Origin of the sequence: Streptomyces tsukubensis (assembly GCF_003932715.1) — a bacterium.
GTDB classification, from domain to species: Bacteria; Actinomycetota; Actinomycetes; order Streptomycetales; family Streptomycetaceae; genus Streptomyces; species Streptomyces tsukubensis.
The window spans coordinates 3,580,895-3,600,454 of record NZ_CP020700.1 but is presented as its reverse complement, the minus strand read 5'-3'; the positions used below and the strand labels follow the sequence as shown (position 1 = coordinate 3,600,454).

Genomic DNA, 19,560 nt, shown 5'->3' with positions numbered 1-19,560 from the left:
AGGCTATCGGTCCAGGGAGAGGGAGACGAGCCGGGCGAGATGCGTGCCCGCGAGCCGCAGCGGCCGGTCGTCCCGGGTGACCTGGGCCGCCAGTTCGGCGCCCTCCAGGGTGCTGATGACCGTGCAGGCGAGGTCGGCGGCCTCGTCCCCGGGCACCCCGGATGCCGTCAGCTTCTCCCGTACCAGCCCCTGCCAGCGGTCGAAGGCCGCGGCCGCCGCCCGCTGGATGTCCGGAAGCCGTCCGGCCGTTCCCAGGGCGGTCGCCGTCACCGGGCAGCCGTCGGCCCAGTCGGAGTCCCGCAGCCCCTCGGCGAGGCTGTCGGTCAGGGCCGTGAGCGCCGCCACCGGGTCCGGTTCGGCGTCGAGGATCTCCCGGAGGATCCCGCTGAACTCCTCGTCGCCCCGGTGGACCGCGGCCACCGCGAGTTCCTGCTTCCCGCCCGGGAAGAAGTGGTAGACGGAGCCCAGGGTGGCGTCGGCCTCCTGGGAGATCTGTTTGATCGCGGTGGCGTCGTACCCCTGGCGCTGCATCAGCGCGGACGCGGCGCGGACGATCCGCTCCCGGGTGCCGGGGGCCTCCGCGGGCGCCCCGGGGGAGTTCCCGGCGGAGTCCCCGGCGGAGGAGGGGGCGGTGGTCGCGCGGTGCTGTGCCCTGGTCTTCATCCCACCCAATCTACTGCCACTGGATAGAACGTCCACTCCAGAACGGCCTGTATGTATCCACAGCCGTCCATGGCGGGCCGCATGCTGAGACGGTGCTGTCCACCGGTCAGAAGGGGAGGCTTCGGGAGCTCGCCGGGACGGCCTCCGGACCTGCTCCGTATGACCATGATTCCGTATCATGGACGATCGGGTCTCACCATATGACACACCGGTGACAGCATGCCCGGTACGTCCCTACGATCGGACGCATGAAGCAGCGACAGGCGGATCTCACGAAGCGGCGGGCAGTAGACCTGTGCCGCGTCGCCGCCATGCTCTGTCGCGCCGTCTGAGCGGGAGCTCGCTCCCGGCACCCCTGGCCCTTCGACCGCTGAACCGCTGATCAGGGCCGCCGCAGACTGTGCGGCACCCGTGCCCGCGTCCGTCGCCCGTCGTTCCGTGTCGCCACACCGTCCGTCACCGGCCGGCACCGCAGGCCGCCGCCGTTCGTCGTCCGTACGCCGCACCGCATCGCACCGCACAGTCCAGCAACCGCACCACCGGCCCGGCACCGCACCGCATCCCGGCGCGACCCCCGGGCCACCCCCGGCACGAAGCCGCCGTAACTGCCCCGGAGGAGAAGGAACATGAGCCGCAGCGACGTCCTCGTAGACGCCGACTGGGTCGAGGCCCGCATCGACGACCCGAAGGTCGCGATCGTGGAGGTCGACGAGGACACGTCGGCGTACGACAAGAACCACATCAAGAACGCGATCCGGATCGACTGGACGAAGGACCTCCAGGACCCGGTCCGCCGCGACTTCATCGACCAGGAGGGCTTCGAGAAGCTCCTCTCGGCGAAGGGCATCGCGAACGACACCACCGTGGTCCTCTACGGCGGCAACAACAACTGGTTCGCGTCCTACGCCTACTGGTACTTCAAGCTCTACGGCCACCAGGACGTGAAGCTCCTCGACGGCGGCCGCAAGAAGTGGGAGCTGGACTCCCGCGACCTGGTCGACGGTTCGCAGGTGCCCGAGCGCGCCGCCACCGAGTACAAGGCCCAGGCGCAGAACCTGTCGATCCGCGCCTTCCGCGACGACGTCGTCGCCGCGATCGGCACCCAGAACCTGGTCGACGTCCGCTCCCCCGACGAGTTCAGCGGCAAGCTGCTCGCCCCGGCCCACCTGCCGCAGGAGCAGTCGCAGCGCCCCGGCCACGTGCCCAGCGCCCGCAACATCCCTTGGTCCAAGAACGCCAACGACGACGGCACGTTCAGGTCGGACGAGGAGCTCGCCAAGCTCTACACCGACGAGCAGGTCGACCTGGCCACGGACACCATCGCGTACTGCCGGATCGGCGAGCGCTCCGCCCTGACCTGGTTCGTCCTGCACGAGCTGCTCGGCGTGGAGAACGTCAAGAACTACGACGGTTCGTGGACCGAGTACGGCTCCCTCGTCGGCGTTCCGATCGAGCTCGGCGCCGCCAAGTAACCCCGCAACACTTCTGGTCCGACCCCGGCAAGCAGCAGTAGGAGAGCAGTATGTGTGGAGCGAAGGCCGGAGGGCCCGACGCCTCGACGATCAAGCCCGGCGAGACCACCATCCAGGGCCAGGTGACCCGTGACGGCGAGCCCGTGACCGGCTACGTCCGGCTGCTGGACTCGACCGGCGAGTTCACCGCCGAGGTGCCCACCTCGGCCACCGGTCAGTTCCGGTTCTACGCGGCCGAGGGCACGTGGACCCTGCGGGCCCTGGTGCCCGGCGGCACCGCGGACCGTACGGTCGTCGCCCAGCAGGGCGGGCTCGCCGAGGTCGCGATCGCGGTCTGAGCCGAGCGGACGGGCGGTACGCGGTAGGGCCGCGTGCCGCCTTCCGTACGGCCGGGACGAACCGGCGCGTACGGAAACACAGCGGGCCGGAGGGCCGCACCCCGGGGGTTGGACGCCACTGGTCCGGGGTGCGGCCCTCCGGTCGTCCGCACCCGGGGCGCCGGGCGCGCCCCCGCCGTACCCTGGACTTATGTATGCACGGCGGCGACGTGCCTATTTCCTGATGATGAGCGGATGCCTCGTTCTCTTCGTATCCGCCTGGGCGTTCGTACGCCTCTGGTCCGTGCCGGCCGCCGTCGCGATGTGCGTGGTCGCCATGGTCATCCCGCCGATCGCCGCGATGGTCGCCAACCGGCGCGGCCCGGACGACCGCTGGTGGGACGATCCGACCGGCGATCCGGAGTCCGACGCATGGTGGGACGAACTCGACGGCAAACGCCGCCCGCGCCGGCCGGACCGTCCGAACAACCCGGACGACCGCTCCGACGACCGTCCGGACCGCTCCGGCGACCAGTGACGTGACATGGCGTTGTACGGGCTCCGTCAGTAGACGAGCGCCTGGACGCCGTCCCCCATCGCCTCCTGCACGAAGACCTGCGCCCCCGCGATCCGTACGCCCGCGAGCACATCGTCCGAGGTGATGTCACGCCGGGCCGCGCACTGGGTGCAGAGGGTGATGCTGCCGGTCGCCAGTACGGCGTCGATCAGATCGGGCAGCGGCGCGGCGTGCGGCAGCTCGAACTCGGCGGCCCGTCCGGGCAGCGCGAACCACGAGGACTCGCCGGTCAGCCAGAGGGACACCTCGACCCCACTGGCGGCGGCTACGGAGGCGACGGTGAACGCCTGCGAACACCGCTCGGGCGCATCGGCCCCGGCGGTCACCTTGATCACGAGCTTCTTGGCCATGGCCGAACTGTAATCCGGATGCGGACAACTCCCCCTCCCGGCTATCTGTCTGGCTTACACGTGACAACGCACACCGCGTCACGATTCAGGTCTCAGGGGGACCCTCACCTTGAAGAAACAGCCCATGGACGACGGGCGGCCGGCACCCGCCGCGCCGGAGCCGTCCGCACCCGATGCGCCGGATGTACCGGATGTGCCGGAGCTGGTGGTGCCCGATGCGCCCGCCCGGGTACGGCCCCGTGGCGCGACCGCGCTGCTCCTCGCCGTCGCCGCGGTGGTCGGCATCAGCGCGGGCACCGCCGTCGGCTACGGCGTCCAAGCCGGGCGCGAGCCCGAGCCGCTGCCCGCGCTCAGCCAGGCGGGGCTGGCGTACCCGGCGAAGCCACTGCCCGCCGGGGAACGCCCGCCCGCGCTCTCCGCGGCCGAGGACCGCGGGGTCCGGACCAACGGCGATCTGCGCAAGCTGCTGGTGGCCAGGCCCGCGGGTGCCAGGAACGTGCCTGCGGACTGGCACGACGACAACTGGGCAGACATCGCGTTCTACGCCGATCAGTACGAAGAAGCCGGTTCCCTGTTCTTCAGCGTGCTCCAGAAGGAAGTGCGCCGGATCGCGGCCGCCTCCTGGGAGAAAGGTGACCGTGCCTACGACATCCACCTCCTCCAGTTCCGCAGCTCCCGCGGTGCTACGGAGATCGCCGACGACGTAAAGGCGTATCTGGTGGGGGTGGAACAGGATGACCAGGGGCTGAGCGGCGATGCTCTTGCGGGCAGCGGCAACGGTCGCTACTACCTCCTCAAGCCGGTGCGTGAGCCCGGATACAAGCCGGTGTACGAGGCGCGGGCGGTTGTTCAGCGCGGTGACATCGTTGCCGACCTCAGCATCTGGGACACCTCACCCATCAGCAAGAGGGACATCCGGATGCTGGCCGAGCGTCAGTTGGAGCGACTGTGACACGCGCAGCGATAAGGATCGCACTGTCCGCGGCGGTGGCGTTGCTGGCGGTCGCCGGTTCGGTGACCTACAGCGCGGTCAGCGCTGAAGGTGCCGACCGCACGGTGGAGACCGACCTCTGGGCCGAGGGCCTGCCCGCCGAACTGACCGACGACCCGGCGGGGGACCTCGACCGAGGGCGGACCGACACCCCGCTGCGGAGAATGCTGCTCCCCGTGCCCGAGACCCATCGCCTGGGCCCCGAACCGGTGCCGTTCGACGACAACGACGGCGAACTCGACGCCCGAGGCACCGTCCGCCTGATGAAGCAGCAGCAACAAGGGTTGACGGTTACCGGGCGTCGGCAGTTCGAGACGGCGGTGGACCGCATGGGGCTTCAAGGCATGGTCTGGCGCACCTACGTGCGGAGGGAGGTCGGCCAAGACGTTGCCAAGGTGCAGATCGTCCGGTTGAAGGACGGGAAGGGCGCCCGGACCCTGTACGCGCTGCAGACCGGCCTGCTGAAGATCGTCGAGCTGGAAAAGGGGCCGGTGGTCGAGGGCCACCGGAATGTCTCGTGCTTCAAGGGCGCCCCCGGCGGTCCGCAGGAGGGCAGCGATCTGACCGTTTTCGTCTGCCACGCCTACCGCGCCGACACCGTCGTCTCCGTGGAGTTCAGTGGTCACTGGACCCTTTACCCCTCGGTCGTGGCCGAGTTCGTCAAGAAGCAACTGGACCACATCGCATCCCCGGGGGAGTACGTATGACCGAGCCGCAGCCGCACGATCCACAGCCCGCACCCCCGCGCGACCGCCGGGTGCTGCGCGCCGTCGGGCGCTGGAGCGCCGCCACGGTCCTCTGTCTGGGGCTGGGGGCCGGGACCGCGTCCGGCATCACCTCACTGGACCGCGGCGAACTCCCCGGCCTTGCCACCGAGAGCGACGGGCGCTGGGAGTACCCGGGACTCTCGCTGCCCGCGCTCCCGGAGGGCACCCCGCGACCCTTCAGCAAACAGAACGAGGACGGGATCCACCACGCCGACCTGCGGAAACTGCTGCTGCCCGCGCCTAAGGGCGCCCGGCAGGACCCGAAGCTGTCCGGTGGCTGGACCACGCCGCAACGCTTCGCGTCCGAGTATGTGGAGGAAGAGCGGGCCGATATCGAACTCGGCCTCGCCGATCAGGGGCTCCGGCATGTCGCTGCCCGCGGCTGGAGCATGCCGGACGGTACGGAGTCCCGGGTCTATCTGCTGCGCTTCGGCTCGGCCGAGGCCGCGGACGATTTCAGTTCGGTGACCCTTGATGCCACCGGCGACAACTCGCCCGATGTGACCCTGGACGGTACGACGCGCTTCCAGGTGGACCAGGACTGGCACGGCACGGCCAGGTCCTCCGTCTACTCCTATCTCTACCGCGAGACGGAGAGCGGTGACGGTCCCTACCCGAGCCGCCAGGGTTACGTCCTCTCAGGCGACACCCTGGCTGTGATCATTCAGAAGCGGAATGGCGGGACGGCCACCGTCCCCTTCCACCAGACCACGGTGCTCCAGAGCCAGCTCCTGAGCTGACCGGGAACCGCCCACCCGGGCGGGCCGCGGCGCGGCCCCGCCCCCGGCACGCCCCGGCGGCCCCCGGCGGTCCGTCCGGGCCCCACCCATTAGGCTGGGGCCCGGTAGGTCCGCTGTTTCCTTCGCACCTGAACAAGGAGCACTCCGTGCTTGAGGCATTCTTCGAGGCCCTTCTGGTCCTGGTCTGCATCGGCGTCACCGCCTTCGCCGTACTGGCCGTGAAGAAGCTGTACCAGGGCCAGCGCTGACCATCCCCCGCCCGTCCGGAATCCCCGCTCCCACCACGGAAATCAGCTCATGATCGAGATCCCGTCCGACCTCCACCCGGACCTCGTCCCCCTGGCCTTCCTCCTCGGCACCTGGGAGGGCGCGGGCGTCTCCGACTTCCCGGGTTCCGAGAAGTGCAACTTCGGCCAGTCCGTCACCTTCTCCCACGACGGCCGTGACGTCGTCGAGTACGCGTCGCACACCTGGGTCCTCGACGCCGAGGGCAACAAGGTCCGCCCCCTGGAGAGCGAGCACGGCTACTGGCGGATCGACAAGGACCGCAAGGTCGAGGTCGTCATGGTCCGTGACCAGGGCATCGTCGAGATCTGGTACGGCGAGCTGGCCGACAAGAAGCCGCAGATCGACCTGGTGACCGACGCCGTCGCCCGCACCGCGGCCTCCGGCCCGTACAGCGGCGGCAAGCGGCTCTACGGCTATGTGAAGGGCGATCTGATGTGGGTGGGCGAGAAGGCCACCCCCGAGGTCCCCCTGCGGCCGTACATGTCGGCGCATCTCAAGAAGACGGTCACGCCCGAGGAAGTCGCCGAATGGGCGAAGGACCTGGGCGACCTCCCCGACGACGGCATCGCCTTCTTCAAGTAGGCCGGCGCCTTACGCAGGCCCCCCGTCATTCGGTCCGGCACTCCCTACACTGGGAGCGTGGTGACCACCGACTGGCAGAGCGACCTGCGCAAGCGCGGCTACCGGCTGACCCCGCAGCGGCAGCTCGTGCTGGAGGCCGTCGACACCCTGGAGCACGCCACTCCGGACGACATCCTGTGCGAGGTGCGCAAGACGGCGTCCGGGGTGAACATCTCCACCGTCTACCGGACGCTGGAGCTGCTGGAGGAGCTGGGGCTGGTCTCCCACGCCCATCTCGGCCACGGCGCCCCGACCTACCATCTCGCCGACCGGCACCACCATCTCCATCTGGTCTGCCGGGACTGCTCCTGCGTCATCGAGGCCGACGTCGGGATCGCCGCCGAATTCACCGAGACGCTCCGGCAGACCTTCGGTTTCGACACCGATATGAAGCACTTCGCGATCTTCGGCCGCTGCGGGAGCTGCGCGGCCGAGCCCGGGGACGCCACGGCCGGTCAGGGTTCCCCGGCCGAGTCGTAGGCTTTTCCCATGGCCGATGCGACCGAAGTGAAGACCCCGAAGGTTCCCCGCAGCCCCCTGCTGTCCCGCCCCGGTGCCGTCCCCGCGGAAGGGGTCGACGAAGGCGTGGCCGCCCACTACGGCGATATCTTCCGCGAGCAGGCCGCCCTCGCCGACGGAACCGGCCTGGTCGACCTCTCCCACCGCGGGGTGATCACCGTCACCGGCTCCGACCGGCTGGCCTGGCTGCATCTGCTGATCACCCAGCACGTCACCGACCTGCCGCCCGGGCAGGCCACCGAGGCACTGATCCTCTCCGCGAACGGACATATCGAATACGGTCTGTCCCTCGTCGACGACGGGGAGACCGTCTGGGTCCATGTCGAGCCCGGCACCCAGGGCGCACTGATCGACTACCTGGAGTCGATGAAGTTCTTCTACCGGGTCGAGGTGGCCGACCGGACCGGTGACATCGCGCTGGTGCACCTCCCCGCCGGTTCCCTCGCGCCCGCGCCGGACGGCGTCGTCGTCGTCCGGGAGACCCCGTACGGCCGCGATCTGTTCCTGCCCCGCGCCGATCTGGAGGCGTACGCGACCGAGCACGGGCCGCTCGCCGGAATGCTGGCGTACGAAGCGCTGCGCGTCGAGGCCCACCGCCCCCGCGTCGGTTTCGAGACCGACCACCGGACCATCCCCCACGAGCTGGGCCTGATCGGCACGGCCGTCCATCTGCAGAAGGGCTGCTACCGGGGCCAGGAGACCGTCGCCCGGGTGCAGAACCTGGGCAAGCCGCCACGGCGGCTGGTCTTCCTCCACCTCGACGGCAGCGAGGTGCATCTGCCGGGCCCCGGCACCCCGCTCACGCTGGCGAAGGACGGCGACGGCGGACGGCAGCTCGGCTTCGTCACCACATCCGCCCGGCACTACGAGCTGGGGCCGATCGCGCTGGCACTGGTCAAGCGGAACGTTCCGGTGGATGCCGAACTGCTGGCGGGGAACACGGCAGCGGCCCAGGAGACGGTCGTCGAGCCGTAGCCGCGGCTACGACTACGGCTCAGACCTCCAGCAGCACCGTGAACGGGCCCTGGTTCGTCAGCGACACCCGCATGCTCGCGCCGAACCTGCCCGTCTCCACCCGCGCCCCCAGCGCCCGCAGCCGCGCCACCACCTCGTCGACGAGGGGTTCGGCGACCGGGCCGGGGGCCGCCGCGTTCCAGGTGGGGCGGCGCCCCTTGCGGGCGTCGCCGTAGAGGGTGAACTGGGAGATCACCAGCAGCGGGGCGTTCACGTCGGAGCACGACTTCTCGTCCTCCAGGATCCGCAGCGACCAGAGCTTGCGGGCCAGCCGCTCCGCCTGTTCCGCGGTGTCCTCATGGGTGACCCCCACCAGAACGCAGAGCCCCTCCCCGGTGATCTCCCCGACCGTACGGGTGCCCGACTCGTCCGTCACGTCGACGCTCGCGCCGTCGACCCGCTGTACCACTGCACGCATACAGCCCAACCTATCGGGGCTGAACGGGTGCAGAGCGCCTGCGTGGAACGGTTCCCCAATGGCACGATGCACGAAGGCGGCGCGGTCCCGGCCCGTACCCGGATTCGGGGCCCGGGGGAGAGCTCCGCGCCGGTCAAGGGGACGGACGGTAGGACATGAGTACTTCGGGCACCGGGCACACGACGGCCGACCCCGCCGGCCCCGCCACCGCCCGCCCACCCCAGCAGCGCGAGGGCGGCCGGGAGTGCCGGGCGGCCGACCACTTCCCCGATCCACCGCGGTACGAGCTGCCCGCGCTGCTCCTGCCGGAGCTGCGGACCCTGCGGCGCAGCTCGCAGCAGGACGAGGCCGATCTGAGCTATGTGCGGCGGCTGCTCCAGGGGCGGATCGACATCCTCCGGGCGGAGCTGGCCCGGCGGTCCGGGCCGGGAGCGGTGACAGCAGCGCTTGCGGGAACAGGGCCGAGGGCAGGGGCGGTGCCGGGCCGGGACGCAGCGGCCGGTGCCGGGCCGGAAGGGCCTGAAGGGCTGGAAGGGCTGGAAGAGCCTGAAGAGCCGGAGGGGCTGGAAGGGCCGGGAACGACGGAACGTGAGCGTGAGCCGGCAGGGGCCGGGGGCACCGGAGCCGCGGAGGCCCCCGCGGTCACCGGGCCCGCCGCCCCCACCGCCGCTGCCACCGGCTCCGCTTCGGTGCCCCCCGCGGCCCCGCCCGGCTCCCGTACCCCGGCCGCGCCCGCGGTGGTCCCGGTGGCCGCCTCCGTCGTGGACCGGCTCTCCGAGATCCTCGCCGACGCCCCCTCCACCCACCGCAGCTCCGCCCGCCATGTGACGGTCGCCCCGCCGCACAGCGAGAAGTACGGCCGTCTCGCCGCCGACATGCTCGCGGACGTCGAACTCTCCGACCTCCAGGCACGTACTGATGACGAGCTGCACGCGGCGATGGCGCGGCTCGTCCGCTACGAGCAGCGGGTCTCCCGGCGGCGGCAACTGTTGCAACGTACAGCCGACGATTGCAGCGCCGAGATCACCCGCAGGTACCGTGAAGGTGAAGCACAAGTAGACGACCTGCTGACCTGAGGAGATCCTTCCGGCGGCGGGCCGGCACCACCCCGTCGGAAGGCCACCCCCGCGATGAGCAGCACCCCCACCCCCCGGACCCCCGCCACCGCGTCACCGGTCCTCGCGCAGGTCGTCCGGTCGGGGTTCACCGAGGGCCGCCACCGCGGTTCGCTGGTCGTCCTGGCCCCCGACGGCAGCGTGGAGCTGGCCATCGGCGATGTCACCGCCCCGGTCTTCCCCCGCTCCGCGGGCAAGCCCATGCAGGCCGTGGCCACCCTCAGGGCCGGGCTCGACCTGGCCGGGGAGCGGCTGGCCCTGGCCGCCGCCAGCCACTCCGGAGAAAGCTTTCACCTCGACCTCGTACGGAAGATGCTGACCGAGTACGACATAGCCTCCGACGAGCTGCGCACCCCCGCCGACCTGCCGCTGGACCCGGTCGAGGCGGAGGCGTACCTCGCGGCCGGACGGCTCCGCGAGCCGGTCACGATGAACTGTTCCGGCAAGCACACCGCCTGGCTGGCGGCCTGCGCGCTCAACAACTGGGACCGGGCGGGCTATCTCGACCCCGGCCACCCGGTGCAGCGCCTGGTGCGCGAGGCCGTGGAGGAGGCCGCGGGCGAGCCGGTCGCGGCGGTCGGCACCGACGGCTGCGGGGCGCCGCTGATGGCGGTCAGCCTGACCGGTCTGGCCCGCTCCTACCGCTCCCTCGTCCTCGCGGACCCGGGCACCGCCGGGCGGCGGGTCGCGGACGCGATGCGGGCGCACCCCGAATATGTGGCGGGCACCCGCCGGGCCGACACCTGGCTGATGCAGGCGGTGCCGGGGACGCTGTCGAAGATGGGTGCCGAGGCGGTGCAGGCGGTCGCCCTCGCCGACGGCCGGGCCCTCGCCTTCAAGATCGACGACGGTGCGGCCCGGGCCCTGGGGCCGGTGCTGGGGCGGGCGCTGGAGCTGATGGGCGTGGACGATCCGGTGGTGGCGCGGATCCGCCGGGCGCCGCTGCTGGGCGGCGGGGCCGAGGTCGGTGAAATTGAAGCGACTTTCTGAGAGGGGTCTGCCTAGCGTGGTGGTATGACCCTCGACCACGCCGCCCCCGCCGCCTCCGGAACCGCCCGTCCGCCCGCCCCCTCCCGTTCCGATATCGAGATCCGGCCCCTCACCGAGGCCGGGATCCCGGACTGGCTGCGGGCGGTGGGCGTCGGCTTCATGCAGGCTCCGTCCGTGTCCGATGCGGAGCTGGAGGGCCGCCGCGGCGGTATCGACCCGGAGCGCGCGCTGGGCGCCTATGACGGCGACACCTGCGTGGCCACGTACCGCACCTTCGACCAGCAGCTCTCGCTGCCCGGCGGCGGTGTGCTGGCGTCGAGCGCGGTCACCAACGTCACCGTCTCCGCCACCCACCGCCGCCGGGGGCTGCTCAGCCGGCTCATGACCGCGGACCTGGCGGCGGCGAAGGAGCGGGGCTATGCGCTGTCGACGCTGATATCCGCCGAGTACCCGATCTACGGCCGGTTCGGCTTCGGCCCCGCGACCCGTTCCGCGGTCTGGTCCGTCGACCTGACCCGTACCGGCCTCGGCGGACGGCCGTCCGGGCCGCGCGACGGCGGCCGGGTGGAAATGGTCCCGCTCGACGAGATCCGCAAGATCGGCCCCGAGCTGCACGCCCGCTTCTTCGCCGGGCAGCCGGGCGCGGTCTCGCGCGACGACCGCTGGTGGGATCTGGAGACGGGCCGGATCACCGTTCCCAGCCGGGAGTGGAAGGAGCCCTTCTGGGCCGCCTACCGGACGGCGTCCGGCGAGCTGGAGGGGCTGGTCGCGTACGCCACCGACCGCAAGTGGGACGACAGCAAGCAGCCCGGGGGCACGGTCACGGTCCAGCACCTCTTCACCGTCTCCCCGGCGGCCGAGCGCGCCCTGTGGGAGTACGTCTGTTCGCTGGACTGGACGTCCCGGGTCCGCAGCGGTGAGCGCGCCCCCGACAGCCTGCTGCCCGACCTGTTCCCGGACCCGCGCGCCGCCCGGATCCACGTGGACGTGGACATGCTGTGGGTACGGATCCTGGACACCGTCCGGGCGCTGGAGGCGCGGGGGTACGAGGGCGAGGGCGCGCTGGTCCTCGACGTCACGGACGCTCTCGGCCTGGCCGGTGGCCGGTTCCTGCTGGAGGCCGGGCCGCAGGGCGCGCGCTGTGTCCCGACGGACGCCCCGGCCGAGCTGTCGCTGGACGTCCGGGAGCTGGGCGCCTGCTATCTCGGCGACGCGTCGCCGCTGCGGCTGGCGGCCCTGGGTGCGGTGCGCGAGGAGCGTCCGGGCGCGGCGGCGACGGCGGAGCGCCTGTTCCGCACGGCCCGCAGGCCGTGGTGCCCCGACATCTTCTGAGGCCGGTGCGGGTGTCCGGTGCCGGTCGGTGCCGGTCCGTGGGGAATGCCCGGCCCCCGGGGTGAGGCGACCTAAGATGGTCCGCCGCCCGGGGGCCGTTTTCTGCTCCGGCGGCGGCGGTGGCGCGCGACGGGCGCGGCGCGGTGCGGTGGTGGCGGAGGCGGGAGGACGGGCGGATGAGCACCGGGAGCAGGGGTACGGCCCCGGCGGGCCTGCCGGGAGGTGGCGGTGACGCCTCCGGGGCGCGGGGGAGCGGTGGCGACGCCTCCGGGCTGCGGGAGCGGAAGAAGGAGCGCACCCGCCGTGCCCTGTCCGACACCGCGATCGCGCTCTTCGTCGAGCGCGGCTTCGACGCCGTCCCGGTCACCGAGATCGCCGCGGCCGCCGGGGTCTCCAAGCCGACCCTGTTCCGGTACTTCCCGGCCAAGGAGGACCTGGTCCTGTACCGGTTCGCCGACCACGAGGACGAGCCCGCGCGGGTCGTGGCCGCCGCTCGCCGGGCCGGGGAGCCGCCGCTGGAGGCGCTGCGCCGCCATGTGCACCAGGGCCTCGACCGGTCCGACCCGGTCACCGGGATCAGCGACGCGCCGGAGGTGCCCGCCTTTCTGAAGCTGCTGTACGGGACGCCGTGCCTGGTCGCCGGGATGTACGCGTACCAGCGGCGCTCGGAGGCGGCGCTGGCCGAGGCGTTGGGCGGCGGCCCGGCGGCGCGCCCGGCCGCCGCGCAGATCGTGGCGGTGCTGCGGGTGCTGGCGGAGGAGAACGGGCGGCGGATCGCCGCCGGGGAGAGCGCGGACGCGGTACGGCCGGGGGCACGGGCGGCGGTGGACGCGGCGTTCGCGCTGCTGCGGAACGGGCTGGACGGGCTGGACGGGCTGGACGGGTTGAACGGGTTGAACGGGCTGGACGGTCCGGACGGGCTGTAGGGCGCCCCGGGCCCGGGGCGGATCTCTGAAGGGAGTGTCCGGATACGTACTCCGGCGGTGGCGGTCCTCGCCGTACCGCAGGGCCCGACCGGTGCCCCGACCGGCTCCGTTTAGGGTCGGGACGTGGCCGAAGCACGTGGAACCGGGCTGGACCTGCACCTCGACGTGACCCGCGGACCAGGGGTGGGCCGGGCCCTCGCCCAGGCACTCCGCGAAGCGGTCCGCTCCCGGCGGCTGGCCCCCCGCACCCGGCTCCCCGGCACCCGCAGCCTCGCGAAGGACCTCGGACTGTCCCGCGGTACCGTCGTCGAGGCCTACGGCCTGCTCATCGCCGAAGGCTGGCTGACCGGCATGGTCGGAGCCGGTACCTGGGTCGCGGACACCCCGGTGGGGCCGCCGCCCCCGAACCGCCCCGCCGCAGGTGCCGGTGCCGCGGCGGAGGCCGTGCCCGCCCACCCGGTGTCACCGCGCCCGACCATCGACCTGCGGCCCGGCCGGCCCGATCTCAGCTCCTTCCCGAGAACGATGTGGGCCTCGGCGCTCCGCCGCGCGCTCACTGCCGCCCCGGACCACGCCTGGGACTACGGCGACCCCGCCGGACAGCCGAGACTGCGGGCGGCCGTCGCCGCGTACACGGCCCGCACCCGCGGCGTACGCGCCGACGCCGACGCGATCGTCGTCACCTCCGGGTTCTCCCACGCCCTGGCCGTCCTCGGACGCGCCTTGCACAGTACGGGGGTCCGCCGCGTCGCCACCGAGGATCCCGGGCTCGTCCGGCACCGGGACCTGCTGCGGGCCGCCGGCCTGGCCCTCGCGCCTCTGCGCGTCGACCCTGCGGGCGCCGATCCGGCGGACCTCCCCGACGATGCGGGGGCCGCACTCCTCACTCCCGCGCACCAGCACCCGTACGGTGTGGTCCTGGCGCCCCGTCGACGCGCCGCTTTCCTCGACCTGGCCCGCCGCCGCGGCGTCTACCTCATCGAGGACGACTACGACGGCGAGTTCCGCTACGACCGGCGGCCCGTCGGCGCCCTGCAGGCGCACGCCCCCGATCACGTCGTCTTCGCGGGAAGCGCCAGCAAGGCCCTCGCCCCGGGCATGCGCCTGGGCTGGCTGGCCGTGCCCGCCGCCCTGCGCGATCCGGTGCTCCGCGCGGTCCGCGACCTCGGCGCGGAACCCCCGGCCGTCGACCAGCTCGCCTTCGCCGACCTCCTGGAACGCGGTGACTACGACCGGCACATCCGACAGGCCCGGCCGGCCTACCGGCGCCGCCGCAGCGAACTCGCGGCACGCCTTCCCGTCCCGCCGGCCGGGGTGGAGGCGGGACTGCACGCCCTCGTCCCGGTCGAGTCCGCCGAAGCCGAACGACGGGCGGTCGCCGTGGGCCGGTACGCCGGACTGATCCTGGGCGGCCTCCATACCGCCGGATACTGGTACGAAACCTCCGACGACCGCCCGGCCGCACTGGTCCTCGGCTATGCCACACCGCCCCCGCACGCCTGGCGCGGCGCCCTCGACACCCTCACCGAACTCCTCGCCACGACGGCGCCCTGAGCCGGACCGGCCGCGGCCCACCACGCTGCTTCGTCGCACGCCGACGTCCGCATCGGGGACGGAACGCGCATCGAGTGTCCGGACGCCGAGGTGGAGCGGGCCCGGGCCGTGGAGCGGTGGAACGAGGAGCACTCTGCTTGGTACCACCGCTGACCGTCCTGGTGCGCGCGGGCGGGCCGGTTGAGTAGCGGGCCGGGTCCGGCTGAGTGCGAGTGCTCAGGGCGGGGCGCCGAACTCCTCGTACCGTCGGGGGTGGTGGTCGAGCGGACCGGACGGCGGGGAGCCCATGAACGCACTCATGCAGCACGCGAGCGGCGGTTCCTGCGCGTCGGAGGAGTGGCCGATGCTCTACCTGGGCGTGGTAGCCGTCCTCGCGGGGTGCGGGTTCCTGGTCAACCTGATCGCGCTCTGGGTGTGCGTCAACGTCGAACAGCCGGTCAGGACGTGGGCGGTGGCGATGGTCCTGCTGCCGTGGATCGGCCTGGTCGTGGCGTTGGTGGCGTCCGTGGGGCTCGGCCTCGACGCGGCGGACCGGGGCGGGTCACCCTGGTGGTTCCTGCTCGCGGGAGCCGGGGCGCACCTGGGGGCACTGGCCGTGGTGGCCCTTCTGGCCCGGTCCGCCGCGCGGAGGGCTTCCCGTGATGGCGTCCCGGCGCCGGACACGGCCGCGCCCGGCGCGCGGACCGGTGGGACACGTACCCCCTCGGAACCGGCGCGGTCGCGGCCCTCCGCCGCCCCTCCCGTCGACTCGCCCCGCTCGCACGAGGAGTGGCGGGCCCGGGTGATCCGCAGGCCGGACGACGTGGGGTACGGGGTCCTGCTGCCGTGGCTGGCCGAGAAGTACTTCGCGCACCACCACCGCCTGGTGGACCGGCACCTGCCCTCCGGCTGCCACCCCGGGGAGACCGCCACCGCGGACGACGCGCTCGCGGTCCTCGCCCTGGGTGAGAGCATGCACCGCATGCTCTTCCGGGACCGCTCCTGGTTCGTGCACGACGCTATGAGGTGGGGTGCCACCTGGAACGAGGTGGCGGCCGCGCTGGACGTGACGACGGGCCGGGCCCGGTCCGTCCTCCGGTCCTACGCAGAGACGCAGCGGGAGCTGTACGAGGAGACCGAGAGGACGGGTGACCGGCCCTTGGGTTACTCCGCCGAGAAGTACAGCTCCGCGCTGGCGCTCATCAGGCTCGCCGACGACGCCCGGTCGCCGTCCGCCGCGTAGCGGGACGGACGGACTCGGTCCGGGTCGGGGATGAGACGCTCTTTCAGGCGAGGAAACCCGTCCGCCACGACGCGAACTCCGGCCGCCACCCGAGGTCCCGGCGGGCGCGGCTGTTGTCGGCGCCGCGCGCCCATCCGTTCCGGCCGCCCGCGGGCAGTGCGGCGGGCGGCGGCGCACCGACTGCCTCGCAGAACACCGGAACCCACGCGCGTGCCGGGGCGGGTTCGTCGTCGACGATGTTGACCGTCGCACCGGACGGCCACGACAGCGCGAGCGCAGCGGCCCGCGCGGCGTCCGCGACGTGCACGAAGCTCGCGACCTCGTCGTCGGCGGCGAGTTCCCCGGCGCGGGCCCGGTCGGCGGCCGACCCGTCGCGGGTGTACCAGGTCCCGGGGCCGTAGAGCAGCCCGTACCGCAGCACGACCCACTCGGGGAGTTCGCGTACCGCACCTTCCAGGGCGGCGACGCCGGCGACCGTGGTCCTGCGCGGCTCCGGGGCCGTGGTGTCGAGCGGGGTCTCTTCGCCTGCGGGGTCCGGTCCCCCCTCGTACACCCACGAGATGCTCTGCGCGACGATGCGCCGCACACCGGCGGCGAGGGCGGCGTCCACCAGGTTGCGCGTGCCGGCGGTGCGGATCCGGGCGTTGTCCGCGAGGTTGCCGCGGCCGAGGTCGGTGAGCTGGTGCATCACCGCGTCCGGGGACGCGGCGCGGACGAGGTGTGCGAGGCGGGCGGCGTCGTAGACGTCTCCGGTCACGGGGGTGCCGCCCGCGGCGAGGACGGCGGCGGCACCGGACTCACTGCGGGTCAGCGCGGTGACCCGGTGGCCGTCGGCGGCCAGCAGGGGCAGTACCTGACGTCCGATGGTGCCGGTCGCACCGGCAAGGAACACGTGCACGGTCACGCCTTCCCGCCGGTCGCGGGACGCGGCGCCCGCAGGTGCCGCCGGTCGTCGAGTTCCGCCCGGTCGACGAGTGTCAGCATGGGCTCGCCCGGGACGCCGAGCATGACGACGACGAAACGCGTCCACCCGTCCGCGAGGTTGTTGCCCGCCTGGTAGTGGATGACGTCGCCGCCGGGTTCCCAGAACGCCTCGCCCGCGCGGACGATGCGCTCCGGTTCCCCTTCGAGTTCGAACACCAGCTCTCCTTCGAGGAGGTAGCCGAAGACCGGGCCGGAGTGCCGGTGCGGCGGTGTGCCGGGATCGCCCGGCGGGAGCTCGACGGTCATGGTCATGGCCTCGGCACCGTCGGGGACGAACGGCGGTGTGACATGCATCAGATGGTTGAGTTCGGGCATGGCCGGAACGCTAGACCGCGACCGGTAGGGCGACTGGACCGGTCGGGCGCGGATCTTCTGGACCGGTTCGCCGGCAACCGCCGTTCCGGGTGCCACGATTCCGGTTGCGACCGCGGTAAATCGTAACTCGGTTAAAAATGAGACCGAGTTGCATTACGCTCCGGGGAATGAGCCTGCCCGAGCCCGCCGCTGCCCTGCCCGAGCCCGCTGTTGCCCTGCCCGCTGCCGCCGATGGTCCCGCCGATGGTCCCGCCGATGGCCCCGCCGATGGTCCCGTCGGCGGACCCGTCGGCGGACCCGATCCCGAGCTGGCCCGTGAGCGGGCCCACCACGACCGCTGCCGCGCCGCCCTGACCGCGATGGCCGCGGGCGCCGTCGAGCAGATCGCCGTCGGAGAGCACGCCTTCGCTTCGGGAGCGGACGCCGAGGTGCTCGGGTACGAGCTGCGCAGCCGGGCCCGCGAACTCGCGGACGACCCCGGCGGCCCCCTCTTCTTCGGCCGGCTCGACTTCGGTGACGGCGAGGACGCCGGGGACCACCGGGCTCGCCGCTACTACCTGGGACGGCGCCGGATCACGGGCCCCGGCCCGGAGGCGGGGATCCCGCTGGTCGTCGACTGGCGTGCCCCGCTGGCCCGCACCTTCTACCAGGCGGGGCCGCGCGATCCGCGGGGCGTCCGGATCCGCCGCCGCCACGGCTGGGCACCCTTCAGCACCGGGGACCCCGCCGAACTGACGGGCTTCGAGGACGAGCACCTCGACGCGCCCGGTCCCGGTCCCGGTCCCGCCGACGCTTCCGGCGGGGCGCTGAGCGCGATCGTCGCCGCCGAACTGGAGCGCCCCCGCATCGGCCCGATGCGCGATATCACCGCCACCATCCGGCCCGAGCAGGACGACCTCGTCCGCTCCGCCGCGGCCGACAGCCTCTGCGTCCAGGGCGCGCCCGGGACCGGCAAGACGGCCGTGGGCCTGCACCGGGCCGCGTACCTCCTCTACACCCACCCCGGGAAGCTGCGGAGCGGTGGACTCCTGGTCATCGGCCCCGACCGGGCCTTCCTCTCGTACATCGAACGGGTGCTGCCGTCGCTCGGCGAGACCGGGGTGCGCCAGTCGACCCTCGTCGACGAGATCGCCCGGCACGCGGTGGGGGCCGAGGACACCCCGCGGGCCGCGGCCGTGAAGCACGACGCACGGATGGCGGACGTCCTGCGGCGCGCGCTGTACTCCCGGGTGGCGGCCGTACCCGCCGGGGCTGCGGCGGGCGCGGCCGGGACCGCGCTCACCGTCCCGGACGGCTCCTACCGGTGGCGGCTCGACGCCGAGGTGCTGGCCGGGATCGTCGCGGGCGTACGGGAGGAGGAGCCGCCGTACGCGACCGGGCGGGAACGGGTCCGCAGCCGGGTGGTCCGGGAGGTGCAGCTCGCCGCGGAACGCCGGTCGGGGCCGCGCGGGGCCGGCTGGGTACGGCGGACGGAACGCTCGCGTCCGGTGGGCGCGTTCCTGGACGCCGTCTGGCCGCAGGTATCGCCGGAGGAGGCGCTCGCCGCCTTCCTGGCCGACCCGGCGGACCCCGCGCTCGACCCCGGGGAGCGGGACGCGATCCGGCGCCCGGGCCCGCCCCGCGGCTCGTCCCCGCGGGCGTACCGCTCGGTACGGTGGACCGCGGCCGACCTCGTCCTCCTCGACGAACTGTCCGGACTGATCGAACGGCCCCCGGGCTACGGCCATATCGTCGTCGACGAGGCCCAGGACCTGTCGCCGATGGAGTGCCGGGCGATCGCCCGCCGCGCCGCGTTCGGTTCGCTGACCGTGCTGGGCGACCTGGCACAGGGGACCACACCGTGGGCCGCCCGTGACTGGCCCCGGCAACTGGCCCTGCTGGGCCGGGCCGGCACCCCCGTCACCGTACTGACGACCGGATTCCGGATGCCGCGCGCGGTGGTGCGCCTGGCGAACGGACTGCTGCCGTCGCTCGGTGTCGACGTACCGCCGGCCCGGTCCCTGCGGTACGGCGGCGAGCTGACCGTCCGCCGGGTGACCGGCCTCGCGGCGGCGACCGTGGCGGCGGTACGGTCCGCGCTGACCCGGGAGGGAACGGTCGCGGTCATCGCCGCCGGGCCGGACACCGACCGGCTGCGGACCGCCCTCGGTCCGCTGGCGGCCGAGGCGGGGGAGCGGCTGTCCGTCCTGCCCGCCACGGCCGTCAAAGGGCTGGAGTACGACCATGTGGTCGTCGTCGAGCCCGCGGCGATCGCGGCGGCGGAGGAGCGGGGACTGCACCGGCTGTACGTGGTCCTCACCCGGGCCGTCTCCCGGCTGGACGTCCTGCACGAACGCCCCCTCCCGCCCCAGCTGACGGACACCGGCCGGGACTGAACCCGCCCCG

At 73.0% G+C, this 19,560-nt stretch carries 21 protein-coding genes and 1 pseudogene; 17 read left to right on the top strand and 5 right to left on the bottom strand.

Annotated elements, in window-relative coordinates; translation table 11 throughout:
* Window positions 1-3: 3 nt before the first annotated feature.
* Complete coding sequence (locus B7R87_RS14375; protein WP_006348352.1) at window positions 4-663, bottom strand: TetR/AcrR family transcriptional regulator; 660 nt, start codon at window positions 661-663, stop codon at window positions 4-6.
* A 248-nt stretch (window positions 664-911) separates the two neighbouring features.
* On the opposite strand from B7R87_RS14375, the gene B7R87_RS34405 reads away from it, so the two are divergent.
* The 4 genes and pseudogenes from B7R87_RS34405 to B7R87_RS14360 form a co-directional block, all read left to right on the top strand.
* Window positions 912-995: a putative leader peptide gene (locus tag B7R87_RS34405; protein WP_350807544.1), complete on the top strand. Its 84-nt coding sequence runs from the start codon at window positions 912-914 to the stop codon at window positions 993-995.
* A 294-nt stretch (window positions 996-1,289) separates the two neighbouring features.
* Window positions 1,290-2,135, top strand: coding sequence for a sulfurtransferase (locus B7R87_RS14370; protein WP_006348353.1), 846 nt, complete (start codon window positions 1,290-1,292; stop codon window positions 2,133-2,135).
* 50 nt (window positions 2,136-2,185) lie between these two features.
* Complete coding sequence (locus B7R87_RS14365) at window positions 2,186-2,473, top strand: DUF1416 domain-containing protein (protein WP_006348354.1); 288 nt, start codon at window positions 2,186-2,188, stop codon at window positions 2,471-2,473.
* A gap of 190 nt (window positions 2,474-2,663) precedes the next feature.
* Window positions 2,664-2,921, top strand: a pseudogene (locus B7R87_RS14360) (DUF3099 domain-containing protein); the annotation flags it as partial.
* A gap of 95 nt (window positions 2,922-3,016) precedes the next feature.
* On the opposite strand, the gene B7R87_RS14355 reads toward B7R87_RS14360, so the two are convergent.
* Entirely contained in the window at window positions 3,017-3,379 is a 363-nt protein-coding gene (locus B7R87_RS14355) for a DsrE family protein (RefSeq protein ID WP_006348356.1), read from the bottom strand.
* Between the two features lie 124 nt (window positions 3,380-3,503).
* On the opposite strand from B7R87_RS14355, the gene B7R87_RS14350 reads away from it, so the two are divergent.
* From B7R87_RS14350 to ygfZ, 6 genes are all read left to right on the top strand, one after another.
* On the top strand, window positions 3,504-4,331 hold the full coding sequence (locus tag B7R87_RS14350; RefSeq protein ID WP_006348357.1) for a hypothetical protein: 828 nt from the start codon (window positions 3,504-3,506) through the stop codon (window positions 4,329-4,331).
* Complete coding sequence (locus B7R87_RS14345) at window positions 4,328-5,077, top strand: hypothetical protein (RefSeq protein ID WP_130585388.1); 750 nt, start codon at window positions 4,328-4,330, stop codon at window positions 5,075-5,077. The genes B7R87_RS14350 and B7R87_RS14345 overlap by 4 nt, the downstream gene beginning before the upstream one ends.
* Window positions 5,074-5,877 (top strand): hypothetical protein, encoded by an 804-nt coding sequence (locus B7R87_RS14340; RefSeq protein ID WP_006348359.1) that lies wholly within the window; start codon window positions 5,074-5,076, stop codon window positions 5,875-5,877. Before B7R87_RS14345 ends, B7R87_RS14340 begins: the two co-directional genes overlap by 4 nt.
* Before the next feature lie 297 nt (window positions 5,878-6,174).
* Window positions 6,175-6,747 (top strand): FABP family protein, encoded by a 573-nt coding sequence (locus B7R87_RS14330; protein ID WP_006348361.1) that lies wholly within the window; start codon window positions 6,175-6,177, stop codon window positions 6,745-6,747.
* Between the two features lie 57 nt (window positions 6,748-6,804).
* Window positions 6,805-7,266 (top strand): Fur family transcriptional regulator, encoded by a 462-nt coding sequence (locus B7R87_RS14325; RefSeq protein ID WP_040915788.1) that lies wholly within the window; start codon window positions 6,805-6,807, stop codon window positions 7,264-7,266.
* 9 nt (window positions 7,267-7,275) lie between these two features.
* A complete protein-coding gene (ygfZ, locus tag B7R87_RS14320) occupies window positions 7,276-8,280 on the top strand; it encodes a CAF17-like 4Fe-4S cluster assembly/insertion protein YgfZ (RefSeq protein ID WP_006348363.1) in 1,005 nt (334 codons plus the stop codon).
* A 19-nt stretch (window positions 8,281-8,299) separates the two neighbouring features.
* On the opposite strand, the gene dtd is transcribed toward ygfZ, so the two are convergent.
* On the bottom strand, window positions 8,300-8,737 hold the full coding sequence (gene dtd / locus B7R87_RS14315; protein ID WP_040915790.1) for a D-aminoacyl-tRNA deacylase: 438 nt from the start codon (window positions 8,735-8,737) through the stop codon (window positions 8,300-8,302).
* Between the two features lie 155 nt (window positions 8,738-8,892).
* Here dtd and B7R87_RS34275 point away from each other — a divergent pair, with 155 nt between their 5' ends.
* From B7R87_RS34275 to B7R87_RS14285, 6 genes are all read left to right on the top strand, one after another.
* A complete protein-coding gene (locus B7R87_RS34275; RefSeq protein ID WP_332903348.1) occupies window positions 8,893-9,813 on the top strand; it encodes an RsiG family protein in 921 nt (306 codons plus the stop codon).
* A 54-nt stretch (window positions 9,814-9,867) separates the two neighbouring features.
* Window positions 9,868-10,842, top strand: coding sequence for an asparaginase (locus B7R87_RS14305; protein WP_006348367.1), 975 nt, complete (start codon window positions 9,868-9,870; stop codon window positions 10,840-10,842).
* A gap of 24 nt (window positions 10,843-10,866) precedes the next feature.
* A complete protein-coding gene (locus B7R87_RS14300) occupies window positions 10,867-12,174 on the top strand; it encodes a GNAT family N-acetyltransferase (protein WP_006348368.1) in 1,308 nt (435 codons plus the stop codon).
* Window positions 12,175-12,350: 176 nt separating this feature from the next.
* Window positions 12,351-13,100 (top strand): TetR/AcrR family transcriptional regulator, encoded by a 750-nt coding sequence (locus tag B7R87_RS14295; protein WP_130585387.1) that lies wholly within the window; start codon window positions 12,351-12,353, stop codon window positions 13,098-13,100.
* A 123-nt stretch (window positions 13,101-13,223) separates the two neighbouring features.
* On the top strand, window positions 13,224-14,654 hold the full coding sequence (pdxR, locus tag B7R87_RS14290) for a MocR-like pyridoxine biosynthesis transcription factor PdxR (RefSeq protein WP_130585386.1): 1,431 nt from the start codon (window positions 13,224-13,226) through the stop codon (window positions 14,652-14,654).
* A gap of 286 nt (window positions 14,655-14,940) precedes the next feature.
* Window positions 14,941-15,876 carry a hypothetical protein gene (locus B7R87_RS14285; protein ID WP_006348371.1) on the top strand — a complete coding sequence of 312 codons (936 nt, stop codon included), beginning with the start codon at window positions 14,941-14,943 and terminating at the stop codon, window positions 15,874-15,876.
* Between the two features lie 43 nt (window positions 15,877-15,919).
* Here B7R87_RS14285 and B7R87_RS14280 read toward each other — a convergent pair whose 3' ends face one another.
* Together B7R87_RS14280 and B7R87_RS14275 are read right to left on the bottom strand one after the other, a co-directional pair.
* Window positions 15,920-16,774 carry an NAD-dependent epimerase/dehydratase family protein gene (locus tag B7R87_RS14280; protein WP_040915802.1) on the bottom strand — a complete coding sequence of 285 codons (855 nt, stop codon included), beginning with the start codon at window positions 16,772-16,774 and terminating at the stop codon, window positions 15,920-15,922.
* Between the two features lie 2 nt (window positions 16,775-16,776).
* Window positions 16,777-17,175, bottom strand: coding sequence for a cupin domain-containing protein (locus tag B7R87_RS14275; protein ID WP_006348373.1), 399 nt, complete (start codon window positions 17,173-17,175; stop codon window positions 16,777-16,779).
* 359 nt (window positions 17,176-17,534) lie between these two features.
* Between B7R87_RS14275 and B7R87_RS14270 the strand changes: the two genes are divergently transcribed.
* Window positions 17,535-19,550 carry a HelD family protein gene (locus B7R87_RS14270; protein WP_006348375.1) on the top strand — a complete coding sequence of 672 codons (2,016 nt, stop codon included), beginning with the start codon at window positions 17,535-17,537 and terminating at the stop codon, window positions 19,548-19,550.
* The last annotated feature ends 10 nt before the right edge of the window (window positions 19,551-19,560 follow it).